This window comes from Brevibacterium sp. Marseille-P9724, from assembly GCF_902500275.1.
Lineage (GTDB): Bacteria > Actinomycetota > Actinomycetes > Actinomycetales > Brevibacteriaceae > Brevibacterium.
The window spans coordinates 39,850-51,557 of sequence record NZ_LR722998.1; the positions used below are offsets into that span (position 1 = coordinate 39,850).

General features: G+C 64.1%; 11 protein-coding genes. 7 read left to right on the forward strand and 4 right to left on the reverse strand.

All coding sequences use genetic code 11. The features are described from left to right. Positions 1–19: 19 nt before the first annotated feature. The 5 genes from GC119_RS09545 to GC119_RS09565 all read left to right on the forward strand — a co-directional run bounded on the left by GC119_RS09545 (position 20) and on the right by GC119_RS09565 (position 5,259). The gene (locus GC119_RS09545) at positions 20–238 is read left to right on the forward strand and encodes a hypothetical protein (RefSeq protein ID WP_141750205.1); all 219 of its coding nucleotides are present in this window, start codon (positions 20–22) and stop codon (positions 236–238) included. Continuing rightward, the gene (locus GC119_RS09550) at positions 238–648 is read left to right on the forward strand and encodes a TadE/TadG family type IV pilus assembly protein (protein WP_151953010.1); all 411 of its coding nucleotides are present in this window, start codon (positions 238–240) and stop codon (positions 646–648) included. Before GC119_RS09545 ends, GC119_RS09550 begins: the two co-directional genes overlap by 1 nt. Then, positions 645–1,070 (forward strand): hypothetical protein, encoded by a 426-nt coding sequence (locus GC119_RS09555; RefSeq protein WP_151953011.1) that lies wholly within the window; start codon positions 645–647, stop codon positions 1,068–1,070. Before GC119_RS09550 ends, GC119_RS09555 begins: the two co-directional genes overlap by 4 nt. Then, positions 1,067–1,501 (forward strand): pilus assembly protein TadG-related protein, encoded by a 435-nt coding sequence (locus tag GC119_RS09560; protein ID WP_070574528.1) that lies wholly within the window; start codon positions 1,067–1,069, stop codon positions 1,499–1,501. The genes GC119_RS09555 and GC119_RS09560 overlap by 4 nt, the downstream gene beginning before the upstream one ends. Before the next feature lie 158 nt (positions 1,502–1,659). After that, positions 1,660–5,259 (forward strand): FtsK/SpoIIIE domain-containing protein, encoded by a 3,600-nt coding sequence (locus GC119_RS09565; protein WP_151953012.1) that lies wholly within the window; start codon positions 1,660–1,662, stop codon positions 5,257–5,259. A gap of 3 nt (positions 5,260–5,262) precedes the next feature. On the opposite strand, the gene GC119_RS09570 is transcribed toward GC119_RS09565, so the two are convergent. Next, a complete protein-coding gene (locus tag GC119_RS09570) occupies positions 5,263–6,246 on the reverse strand; it encodes a histone acetyltransferase (protein WP_151953013.1) in 984 nt (327 codons plus the stop codon). Positions 6,247–6,411: 165 nt separating this feature from the next. Here GC119_RS09570 and GC119_RS09575 point away from each other — a divergent pair, with 165 nt between their 5' ends. Further along, complete coding sequence (locus tag GC119_RS09575; RefSeq protein ID WP_070574533.1) at positions 6,412–7,239, forward strand: purine-nucleoside phosphorylase; 828 nt, start codon at positions 6,412–6,414, stop codon at positions 7,237–7,239. A gap of 3 nt (positions 7,240–7,242) precedes the next feature. Next, the gene (locus GC119_RS09580; RefSeq protein ID WP_151953014.1) at positions 7,243–9,063 is read left to right on the forward strand and encodes a phospho-sugar mutase; all 1,821 of its coding nucleotides are present in this window, start codon (positions 7,243–7,245) and stop codon (positions 9,061–9,063) included. Between the two features lie 170 nt (positions 9,064–9,233). Here GC119_RS09580 and deoC read toward each other — a convergent pair whose 3' ends face one another. The 3 genes from deoC to GC119_RS09595 are packed head-to-tail and all read right to left on the reverse strand — an operon-like array spanning position 9,234 to position 11,662. Beyond that, positions 9,234–9,908, reverse strand: a complete 675-nt coding sequence (gene deoC, locus GC119_RS09585; RefSeq protein WP_070574537.1) for a deoxyribose-phosphate aldolase — start codon at positions 9,906–9,908, stop codon at positions 9,234–9,236. Between the two features lie 14 nt (positions 9,909–9,922). Continuing rightward, the gene (locus GC119_RS09590; protein WP_070574539.1) at positions 9,923–11,224 is read right to left on the reverse strand and encodes a thymidine phosphorylase; all 1,302 of its coding nucleotides are present in this window, start codon (positions 11,222–11,224) and stop codon (positions 9,923–9,925) included. A gap of 12 nt (positions 11,225–11,236) precedes the next feature. After that, positions 11,237–11,662: a cytidine deaminase gene (locus tag GC119_RS09595; protein ID WP_070575290.1), complete on the reverse strand. Its 426-nt coding sequence runs from the start codon at positions 11,660–11,662 to the stop codon at positions 11,237–11,239. Positions 11,663–11,708 lie beyond the last annotated feature (46 nt).

Consider the following 11,708-nt stretch of genomic DNA (forward strand, 5'->3'; position numbering starts at 1 on the left):
CAAGTTCAAAGGAGAACTCATGTTTGACCGATTCACCGCACACCTCCTGACCTTCGCCGCTGTCGTCTTCGCACCGGCAGCACCGCGTCGCCGCCGCAGCGACCGCGGAGATGTTCCCGGCTGGGTGCTCATAACAGTTATGACAGCGGCCTTGGTTGTCGGCTTGTGGGCATTGGCCGGCGAAGCGTTCACCAGCTTCTTCCAAGACGCAATGAACAAGGTCCGCAGCGCCGGCTGATGACTGCAAGCAGAGCGCCAGCTTGCAAAGCACCCGCCCGCAGGGCCGATGCAGGCAACGCGGTTGCCGAATTCATCCTTGTCGCAGCGCTGCTGAGCCTGGTCTTCGCGGCCGTTCTGCAGATTGTGCTGGCCATCCACGTGCGCAACACCGTGACGGATTCAGCCCTGGCAGGTGCCCGCCACGCCAGCCTCGTCGGCCACACGCCCTCACAGGGAGCGGATGTTGCGCGCGAACTCATCACCACCGCGATTTCACCGCGCTACGCGGAAGACATCACGGTCGAAGAAGACCACGAGGCGGGGCTGGTCACCGTCACTGTCCGCACCCCGGTTCCCGTGGTCGGGTTTCTGGGCCCCGGCGGCGTGTGGGAGCTGCGGGGGCGCGCCCTGATGGAGGACCCGTCATGAGGAAAGCGGATGCTGGGCGAGCCCCGATCGAGTTCATCTTCGCCTCGATCGTCCTCATCATCCCCCTGGTGTACGGGGCTGTTGCGTTCGCGCAGGTGCAGTCAGCCGCCTACGCGGCCCAGGCTTCTGCCGTCGATGCCGCACGCGCGGCCGCCCGCTACCCGCAGACGGCTCAGGAGCGCGCACAGCAGTCGGCAAAGCTGCACTTTGCCGACTTCGGTTTGGACTCTGCCGAATACACCATCAGCTTTGACTGTGCCGGGGACTGTCAGAAAGACGGGACTCGTGTAACGGCAACTGTGAGATCTACGGTTCCGCTGCCTGGCATCCCCAACTGGCTGGCCAGCGGCGGCAGGGCAGGCATCACCGTGCAGTCAGAGCACGCCGACATTGTTGCGGCATTCGGCGAGGTCAGACCATGAACCGCCGCAGGGACCGCGGATCGATCATGCCTCTGTCGATCGGCTTCATGAGCATCGCCCTGGCGCTGCTGATCATTGCGGTTGTCATCACCGATATCTACATGGCCCACAGGAAGCTGTTTGCCCTGGCGGATTCAGCTGCCCTGGCCGCCGCGGACTCCTACACACCAGGTCTGACAGAACGGCCGTCCCTCTACTTCACCAATTCTGATATCGAAAGCGCAGCCAGCCGCTATATTCGGCTCTCCGCCGACGATTCCCGGTGGACGAACATGCGCGTGCGGGCGCAGACCACCGATGCCAATCACGTTTCCGTAGAACTCACCGCCGGCTACAGACCAGTTCTGATCAGCCCTTTTGTGCCAAAGGGACTGCCGCTGCGCGCATCGGTCACGGTTGAGGGCGCTCTGCTCGATCCCGCCCGGCGGTAAATCTCGAGGTGCCGCTCGGCTGCGTCAGCCCGGGCGGCTGCGATGGTGCCGATGTGATCCGGTGACTTCTGTTCGGCGCAGTGTGGATAAGACAACGGCAATGCACAGGGCTAAGCAGCAGGCTGCGCGGTTCTCCCCTGCTGTCCTATGTTCCGAGCATGGCTCAGACAACAGTTCACGTCACCGGTCAGGGGCACGCGTCCTATGCGCTCAGTGCCCCTGACCGGGCGAGTGCTGCTGATGTTCTAGCGGCCTTCACCCGTCACACCGCAGCTGAGTCGGCGACTGCGTGGGCGGTCAGCCCCGATGGCGAACACTTCCGGCCCGCCTCGGAAACCTGGCGCCAATGGTGTGCCCGGTATCCGGCAACCGTGGTCAGCCGTCCAAGCCAGCTGGATGTGCGCGCTGGACTGACCGGCGTTCAGCCGGCCGCCACAGTTGTGGCCGGACCGGATGCGGGTTTCGCTTTCATCCTGCCTGCCCACTCCGTCACGGTCGGCCGCAGCGAGCGTGCTGACTTCTGCCTGCACGACCCTTTCGCATCGCGTGTTCCGCAGCGACTGCAGTTCGGCACGAACACGGTTGGCAGCAGCATCGTGGTTGTTGACGACGGGCAGCCTGAGACCGTCAGCAGCTCAACTATTCCCTGGCCGAAAGCGCCGCGGGTAGCGCAGCTGAACCGCCCATCGATACTGCATCTGATCCTTCCGCTGCTCATTGGGATTGTCTTGGCCGTGGCGATGCAGGTGTGGTGGTTTCTTGCCTTCAGCCTCTCGGGACCGCTGAGCGCGGGACTGCAGCTGCTCACGGAGCGTCGGCGCATCCGCCGACAGTCAGCCGAAGGACTGCGTGCCTACGCAGCCCGGCTGCGTGCTTTGGCAGATGAAGTCAATCTGCAGACAGTCGAAGCGAAGATCCCACCCAGTCGAGACCCGCTGACGGTGTGTGTCGGATACGGGACTGTTCTTCTTCCGGCTGCTGTTGCCGAACCTGCCGAGCCCGAAGAATCATGGGATGACGATTACTGTGCGGCTTGCCAGACACTCGAGGGTCGGACCGTGCTGCCGATCGAGGCTGACAGTCGCAGAATTCAAACGCAGGCGCCCATCAACATCGACCTGCGGCAACATGCTGTGGTGCTCTGCGGTGCAGAAGCCGTGCCGATTGCCCGCGCGCTGTGCGCTCAGGTCTGCACTGCGTCTGTACCTCTTGTCCACGGTCACGCGGCTGTCCAGCGCTCACCGGAACTGGTGTCTGTCCTGCCGACCTGCCCCTGTGTTCGCGGCGAGAGCTGTATCGACAGCGACGCAGAAGTATCGATCACAGTTGAAGACGACCGCATCGTGGTGGCGGGCGCTGAAACACGGCACCGTGTTGTAATCGAAGCGTCTGCCCGCACGGCGCGAATCGTGCAAGCCGCTCCGTCTTCTGCAGCTGTTCCCCAACCTGGAATGTTCAATCCCGCGCGTATGACTACCGGCCGGTTCCTCAGCCTGTGCCCGCACACTGCAGGAACAGCGGATGCGTGGGCCGCACCCGTGAGCTTCGATGATCTTGCGGCCCAGTGTCCGCAAACGGCTGTTCCCATCGGCATGGGCGAAAATGGTCCGATCTTCGCTGATCTGCGCGCCGATGGGCCGCACGCTCTTGTCGCCGGAACCACCGGAAGCGGAAAATCTGTCCTCCTGCAGACTTGGATCGCCGCTTTGTGCCGAAGCAGAAAGCCGGAGGAACTGCGGCTTATCCTCATGGATTTCAAGGGCGGAGCAGCATTTGCCCCACTTGCTGACCTGCCGCACGTTGAATCGTGTTCGGACAACCTGGACCTGCGATCGGCTCTGCGCACACTGCGCAGCGTTCAGGCCGAAGTTCGCTACCGCGAAGCAGTTCTCAAAGAGTCCGGCTGTCCTGACATCGATGCGCACAATCAGGCCGGTGCTGAACCTCCGCTGCCCAGAATCGTCGTTGTGATCGACGAATTCCAAGTGCTGACAGCAGATTTTCCACCCGGTGTTGAAGCGCTCGAATCCCTCACCGCGCTGGGCCGATCGCTGGGCATCCACATAGTCCTTGCCACGCAGAAGCCCTCGGGGGTCATCACATCGCGCATGCGGACGAACATCGCACTGCGCGTCTGCATGCGGGTGCGAGACGCTGCCGACTCACTCGAAGTTCTCGATTCCCCCGCGGCTGCCGATATCCCACCGGACCGGCCGGGCATGGGCTGCATATCCACCGGCCACCGCAGCGATATGTTTCGCGCAGCCTCGCTGGATGTTCCCACTGACGCGTCCGCCACGGTGAGTTGGCGGCTGCTGGCGGGTGGCAAGCGCGAAGGCGATTCCGCCTCGGGTCAGTGCGGTATCGAAGTTGAAGACCCGCCTGCACCGATCCTGCAGAAGCTGCGGCAGATCAGTCCACCGCAGCGCACGCGCAGGATCACTCCGGAGGCGCTGCCGAACATCCTGCCGTTCACCGATTCAGGCCCCGTGGGGCGGATTGACCTTCCTGACCGCCAAACTCTCGTCGACTGGACACCCGATGCCGATATCAGCACAGCGATTCTGGGAGGGCCCCGCACGGGCAAGTCATCCCTGCTGTGGCTGCTTGCCGATGGGTCTGACAGCACATGTGAACGTGGTAGGGCGCTATCGTCTGGCTCAGCCTCAGCGCCAAACGGCATTGTGGCTCCGAACGGTGTGGTCTTTACGCGAGACAAGCCCTCGCACTGCCGGTATGAGCTGCTCGTAGTCAATCATTCCGATGCCTGGCTGGTGGAATACGCGCTCGGTCTGATTGAACGCACGATCTCTTCCGGTGGCCGACCACGGGTGTTCATCGACGATTTCGAACACCTGACTGCCCAGCCGCACATCCTCATGCGGGTGGAGGCGCTGCTCGGCGACGCTGCGGCCACTATTGTGTGCGACCGCAGAACACTGCATTCGCGGGTCGGCGGATCGGTCAGCAGACGAGTTTTCTTCCCACCTGCCTCTGACGGTGACGCTGTTTTTCTCGGGCTCAGCAATCACCGCTTTGACGGTTTTCCACCCGTCGGACGTGCTGTTCTCATCGGCCCGCCCACCGATTGTGCCGGTGCCAGTGCTGATGAAAGACACCATGCGCTGGGGGCGGACGTTATCGGAGCTGACGGGGTCGATGTGCAGATCGCCTGTGCGGCAAGTGCTGTCGGTTCTGCCGCTGCTGCCGGGTCTACCGCCGCTGCGGGTGTTGGGGGCGGTATTGCTGAATCGCCTCTCCCGCTGCCGTGGGGTGCCGGGCGTTCATCGGCCTACGGCGTTCTCGGCTACGACCCCTGCGGCCAACCGGCTGTGTGGGACACGGAAGAGCACGGCCAAGTGCTGAGCATCATCGGTCCTGCCGAGGTGCGGCAGGCTCTAGCGGCAGGCCTGCCCGACTGCTTCACGCAGCTCAGTGCGGCCGACGCACTTCCAAGTGACCTCGCACCGGCTATGACGGCAGATCGAGCAATTCTCGGATGGGGTCTGCACGAACAGCTGCCGTACGGTTCACCTGCGGCACAGGCGAGCGCTTTGGGCCCCAGAATCATCGTCGGAGCCAGAGCCCAGGCCGAACTGGAAAACCTGGGCCTGCGACACCTGCCGGTGGCCCCACCGGGTGTTGCGTGGTTCATCACGCGGACTGCCGCGATACCCATCCAGCTGCAGGGAACTCAGCGGCACGAACCTGCCAAGTCAGAAGGCCCCGTCACGCCGAAAGAAGGAGAACCGCTGTAAGACTCAGCTGGTGGCAACCGTGTCGTATTCGTAGAGCACGCGTGCTTTGCCGGCCTCCACCAGGCCGTCAATGAGCGTTGAGAGCACCGGCATTTCGTCTGTTACCTCAACCACAACAGGGGTGTCCGTCGACAGACGGGCAATGAGCGCGCCCGTGTCCTCAAGTGCGGCCTGGAACTCAGGAGTATCAGCCGATTCCGCCTGGTGCACAGCGCCGTCGCCCTCAGCCCCGGCCGCATCAGCGTCGGACACCGCGCCGCTGGGCACAGCCCCGTCGTACACGGAGCCGACGGTCAGCTCGGTCGCACCGTCCTCACCGTCGTCAATCGCGGGGAACGACACTGCGAAAGCCGTGATCTGACCATCACGTCGCATAAGCGCCGCCCCGTGCGCACCGGTTGCCTCAGACAGGAAACGCTGATTGACCTGGCCAATCGTCATCTCGGCCGGACGGTCAGCGCGATTAACGCCCGCATACCAACTGCCGAACGCCTGGGTGAGCGCAACAGAACCGGTCGCAGTCACCTCGAAGTCCTCCAACCGGTCGGCGCCCAGACCACCCAGCCCGGCAGCCTCAATGCGGACCACCCGGGTGCGAAACAGCGGCGAAAAGCCCCACGCTGCAGCAGCCTGTGCTCCCGGCGTGCCCGGCTCCACCCGAGCCCGCAGCGGCAGACCCTCAAGGTCCGTGCCGACAACAGCCTCGCGTACGGCGCTCAGCAGAGCCGAACCGACACCTCGGCGTTCATCGGTCGGGGCGACCTCAACATGCGCCCACGCACGCGTAGGGTGCGCGGGCGACTGCGCGACCACAGCGGCACCGATCAGAACATCATCAGCCACCTGGGCGACAACGGCCCGGCTGACAGGAGCATCAGCATCCGCGCGGAAAAGCGACCGAGCCATGTGAGCGGCAGGGTTCTGCGGATCGCCGAGGATCGTGTTGAGCTTGAGATCGTCACCGTCGACAAAAGGGCGGATGTGCATACAAAGTCCTTCCAGGGCAGCTGACCCCACTATTTTAGGCCCGCCCACACCAGCACCCAGAGGCGGCAGTTGTGCCCAGAAGAGCTGTGTCCCACTCTGCCCGGCGCAAGGGCATTCCGCTACCGTTATGACATGACTTCGAATACCTCGCCCACTAAGGCGCAGATGACGGACAATCCCATGAAAGCGGCCGAAGAAGCCGCAGCGGTCATCAACTCGGCAGCCGGTGTCGACAAACACGACATCGCCCTGGTTCTCGGCTCCGGCTGGGGCAGCGCAGCGGACCTGCTGGGCGACACGATCGCCGAAACCCCGGCGGCAGAAGTCCCCGGATTCCATGCCTCGGTCGTTGCCGGCCACGGCGGCACCCTCCGGTCCATCCGCCTGAAGAACAGCGACAAAATCGCCCTCGTGCTCGGTGCGCGCACCCACTACTACGAAGGCCGCGGCGTACGCGCAGTCGCCCACGGAGTCCGCACCGCAGCGGCCGCCGGGGCAGACAAACTAGTCCTGACCAACGGCTGCGGCTCAACCTCGGAAGAGTTCGCACCCGGCACCCCGGTCATCATCAGCGACCACCTCAACCTCACCGCCATCAGCCCGCTCGAAGGTGCGAACTTCGTTGACCTGACCGACCTCTACTCACCGCGCCTTCGCGAGGTTCTGCGCAGTGTGGACCCTGAACTCAAAGACGGCGTCTACGCCCAGTTCCCCGGACCGCACTACGAAACCCCGGCGGAAGTGCGCATGGCCCGCACCCTCGGCGCAGACCTCGTCGGCATGTCCACCGCGCTCGAAGCAATCGCAGCACGGGCCGCCGGATTGGAAGTTGTCGGCATTTCACTGGTGACCAACCTCGGCGCCGGAGTATCCGCCACTGCCCTGTCCCACGCCGAAGTCATCGAAGCCGGCCAGGCCGCAGGACCGCGCATCTCTGCTCTGCTGGCCGAAGCCGTCAGCACCATGGCCGAACTGCCCCGACAGGAGCGCTGACCCATGATCGCCGATCGCTTCACAAATGGCTTCGACCCCGAAATCGTCAAAGCTTGGATCGCTGACGACCCCGACCCCGTCACGGCCGCAGCCCTCCAGAAGCAGCTGGACGCGGCCACCGGCGAACCCGGCGAGGCCTCCGAGCGCGCAATCGCCGACATCACGGAAGGCTTTCAGGGTCTTCTGCAGTTCGGAACGGCCGGTCTGCGCGGCGAAATCGGGCCAGGCCCCAGCCGCATGAACGCAGCCGTCGTCACCCGTGCAGCCGCAGGACTCGCGGCGGCTCTGCGCGATGTTGTCGGTGAGGGCTTCACCGTCGCCATCGGCTGCGATGCTCGCCACGGCTCCGCCGATTTCGCCCGCGTCACCGCCGCCGTCGTCACCCAGGCCGGTGGCCACGCCATGCTTTTGCCCGCACAGCTGCCCACGCCCCTTCTGGCCTTCGCCGTCAAACATCTGGGAACTGACGCCGGAGTGATGGTCACAGCCAGCCACAACCCGCCCCAAGACAACGGCTACAAGGTCTACCTTGGCGAGCGGCCCCTCGTCGGTTCGGCTCGCGCAGCCGCGGCTGCCGACGGGCGCGAACTCACAGACGCCGAACTCGAAACCATTGCGGCCGGTGCAGGCGCGCAGATCGTTGAGCCCTTTGACGCTTTTATTGCCGGCAAAATCGCCGAGGTTCCGTCTGTCGGCAGCATGACCCTGCCGGACACCGGGTGGACCGAACTGGGCGACGAGGTGCTCGATGCCTACACCGAGCGGCTTGCTGAATTCAGTGACATGGCCGGTGCCCGCCAGAGCGCACCGCTGACGATTGTCTACACTGCCATGCACGGCGTGGGCGGTCAGACCGCGCTGCGTGTTCTTTCCCAGGCCGGCTTCACGGATGTTCACGTGGTCGATCAGCAGCACCAGCCCGACCCCGACTTCCCCACCGTCGCATTTCCCAACCCGGAAGAGCCCGGTGCGCTCGAGCTCGCCTTTGCCAAGGCCCGCGAGGTCGGTGCGGATCTCATCATTGCGAATGATCCCGATGCCGACCGCGTGTCGGCCGCTGTGCCGGATCCGCGGGACGAAAGCGGCTACCGTCAGCTCTCCGGTGACGAGGTGGGGCTTCTGCTTGCCGAATTCATGGCCGGAACCGTGCGAGCCCGCCAGGCTGTGGGCGAGACATGCGTCATGGCGAACTCGATCGTGTCCTCGACCGCTGTTGCCCATTTAGCGGCCAACCGAGGCATTGCGCACCGGCAGACGCTGACCGGCTTCAAATGGATCACCCGCGTACCCGGTCTGGTGTACGGCTACGAGGAAGCACTCGGCTACTGCGTCGACCCCGAAGCTGTGCGCGATAAGGACGGCATAAGCGCTGCCGTTGTCTTCGCCGGTCTCGTCTCCAAACTCAAAAGCGTTGGACTCAGTGTTGAAGACCAGCTGGATGACATTCGTCAGCGCGACGGTGTCTTCCTCACCGCGCCACTGACATTCCGCTTTGACGACGTGGAGAAGATCACCGCGGCAGTTGACTCGCTGCGCAGCACTCCTCCTGCCGAACTCGCGAGGCGGGACGTCGTCGAGGTCATCGACCTGGCTGCTGGAAGCGATGAACTGCCGCCCACCAACGGCATCAAACTGCGTCTGGCAGGCGGTGACAGGATCATCATCCGCCCGTCGGGCACAGAGCCGAAGCTCAAGTGCTACCTGGAAACGGTCGCACCGGCTGACGGCTTCGACGCCCCCGAGGACGTGCGCACCGCAGTTGCCGAATGCCGCCAGCGCCTATCGGCGCTCTCAGCCGCACTCGGCACATACCTGGGTCTGTAAAAGCTCACGCTGGCAGACCACCAACTCAGCCAAGACACACAGCCGCCGAACCTCGACACACCGCAAAAGAACAAATCCACCCGTTAGCCGTGCGGCTAGCGGGTGGATTTGCTGCTATCGGGAGTTTTCCGGCTGACGAGTGTTTTCCGGCTAGAGCCGAACCCAGAACCTCAGTCTTCGAAGCCGTCGAGAACCGCGGCGGAACCGGAAAGGCCCAAACGTGATGCTCCGGCTTCAATCATTTCGCGGGCAGCTTCAGCCGAGCGGATACCGCCGGAGGCCTTAACACCCAGAGCGTCGCCGACGGTCTTGCGCATGATGGCAACAGCGTGAGCCGAAGCCCCACCAGCCGGGTGGAAGCCGGTGGAGGTCTTCACAAAGTGAGCACCGGCGCGCACCGAGGCTTCGCACGCGGCGACGATTTCGTCGTCTTCGAGCGCTGCGGATTCGATGATGACCTTGACCAGGGCATCGTGCCCGGCCTTCTTCGCGGCATCTGCAACGGCTTCGACAACGCCGCGGATGTCAGCTTCGACGTCATCCCACAGTCCGGCCTTGGCGGCACCGATGTTGATGACCATGTCGACTTCCTGAGCACCCTGTTCAACAGCCAGCGCCGCCTCGGCAGCCTTGATCTGGGGGGCGACAGCACCGGAGGGGAACCCGCAGACGGTTGCGATCACAAGGTTGCCCGTGTCTTTCAGCGGCAGAGCCGACGGCGACACGCACACTGCGAGCACGCCGAGCTTCTTGGCTTCCTCAACGAGAGCGGCGAAGTCTTCCGGGGTGGATTCGGGCTTGAGCAGCGTGTGGTCGATCATCGCTGCGACATCGGTCTTCTTCATAATGCTCCTTGAGTTCACTTGATGTGTTCGAAGATGACCGAGGTGGATTCGGCAGCCGCTGTCGCTTCCGAGCTTCCTGCCGGGGCGATCACAGCTGCCCCCTCGAGGCTTTCGAGGGCTCGGTCGAAGCGCTGGGCTTCATCTGTGTACAGGGTCATGAGCGGGGCACCGGCTTCAACAGTCTCGCCGGGCTTGGCGTGCAGGCGAATGCCCGCACCGGCCTGTACGGCGTCGCCCGGACGGGCGCGGCCTGCGCCCAGTCGCCACGATGCCTGGCCCACAGAAAGCGCGTCAAGACCGGTGAGAACACCGGATTCAGGGGCCGTAACAACGTGGTTCTCGCGGCCCATCGGCAGTTTCGCGTCAGGGTCACCGCCCTGTGCGCTGATCATCTGACGCCACTTGTCCATGGCGCGTCCGTCCTTGAGTGCCGCGGCGACATCGACGTCTGTCTTGCCGACGAGTGCCAGCATTTCCTGCGCCAGAGCGACGGTGAGTTCGACGACGTCGGCCGGGCCGCCGCCGGCGAGCACCTCGACGCTTTCCTCAACTTCGATCGCATTGCCCACAGCCAGGCCCAGCGGGGTGGACATGTCGGTGATGAACGCGGATGTTGCGGTGCCTGCGGCTTTACCGAGTTCAACCATGGTGCGGGCGAGCTCTTCGGCTTTCTGCCGGTCTTTCATAAACGCGCCGGAGCCGGTTTTGACGTCCAGCACGAGAGCTTCTGTGCCCTCGGCGATCTTCTTCGACATGATCGATGAGGCGATCAGCGGAATCGTGTCGACGATCCCGGTGATGTCGCGCAGCGCGTACAGCTTCTTGTCTGCAGGTGCCAGGCCTTCTGTGGTTTCACAGATGATGGCGCCGACCTCATCAAGCTGTCGCACAATGCCCTCGGTGGAGATCGCTCCGTGCCAGCCGGGGATCGCTTCGAGTTTGTCGAGCGTGCCCCCGGTGTGGCCGAGTCCGCGGCCAGACAGCTGCGGTACGGCGACGTCGAACACTGCGACAAGCGGTGCCAGCGGCAGCGTGATCTTATCGCCCACACCGCCGGTGGAGTGCTTGTCCGTGGTCGGCACCGACAGGCTGGAGAAGTCCAGGGTTTCACCGGACTTGATCATCGCCTGCGTCCAGCGCGTGATTTCGCGCGACTCCATGCCGTTGAGGAAGATCGCCATGCCGAGAGCAGACATCTGCTCATCGGCAATGACGCCGCGGGTGTAGGCGTCGATTGTCCAGTCGATCTGCTCGTCGGTCAGGGAATTGCCGTCGCGCTTGGCGATGATGATGTCAACGGCGTCAAACTTTTCCACGTCACACACTCCTCATGGTTGCGGTTGGGTGGTCTGCTGTTTCAGGTGGTCGGGCCCGAACGCTTCGGGCAGCACGGTAGACAGCGGCTGGATGCCGCTGGGCATGTCCAGCAGGAGGTCAGGTCCGCCGAATTCGTAGAGCAGCTGGCGGCAGCGCCCGCACGGGACAAGCTTGCTGCCCTGGCCGTCGCTGCAGCTGAAGGCCACGAGCTTGCCTCCCCCGGTTGCCGCCAGCTGCGATACGAGTCCGCACTCGGCACACAGGCCGAGCCCGTAGGAGGCGTTCTCGACGTTGCATCCGGTGATCACCCGGCCGTCGTCCACGAGCGCTGCCACTCCGACCGGGTAGCCGGAGTACGGCGCGTAGGCTCGCCGCATGGCTTGGCGGGCCTGTTTTCGCAGGTCCTCCCACACGCGCTCGTCCACGCTGCCCGGCATGCTGTCGGCCTGTCGGCTGTCGCTCTTTTCTGACGAGGCGCCGCTT

Excerpts from the sequence above, each read along its gene's own strand:
- GC119_RS09545 (WP_141750205.1), top strand. The coding sequence starts at position 20 with ATGTTTGACCGATTCACCGCACACCTCCTGACCTTCGCCGCTGTCGTC.
- GC119_RS09550 (WP_151953010.1), top strand. The coding sequence starts at position 238 with ATGACTGCAAGCAGAGCGCCAGCTTGCAAAGCACCCGCCCGCAGGGCC.
- GC119_RS09555 (WP_151953011.1), top strand. The coding sequence starts at position 645 with ATGAGGAAAGCGGATGCTGGGCGAGCCCCGATCGAGTTCATCTTCGCC.
- GC119_RS09560 (WP_070574528.1), top strand. The coding sequence starts at position 1,067 with ATGAACCGCCGCAGGGACCGCGGATCGATCATGCCTCTGTCGATCGGC.
- GC119_RS09565 (WP_151953012.1), top strand. The coding sequence starts at position 1,660 with ATGGCTCAGACAACAGTTCACGTCACCGGTCAGGGGCACGCGTCCTAT.
- GC119_RS09570 (WP_151953013.1), bottom strand. The coding sequence starts at position 6,246 with ATGCACATCCGCCCTTTTGTCGACGGTGACGATCTCAAGCTCAACACG.
- GC119_RS09575 (WP_070574533.1), top strand. The coding sequence starts at position 6,412 with ATGACGGACAATCCCATGAAAGCGGCCGAAGAAGCCGCAGCGGTCATC.
- GC119_RS09580 (WP_151953014.1), top strand. The coding sequence starts at position 7,243 with ATGATCGCCGATCGCTTCACAAATGGCTTCGACCCCGAAATCGTCAAA.
- deoC (WP_070574537.1), bottom strand. The coding sequence starts at position 9,908 with ATGAAGAAGACCGATGTCGCAGCGATGATCGACCACACGCTGCTCAAG.
- GC119_RS09595 (WP_070575290.1), bottom strand. The coding sequence starts at position 11,662 with ATGCCGGGCAGCGTGGACGAGCGCGTGTGGGAGGACCTGCGAAAACAG.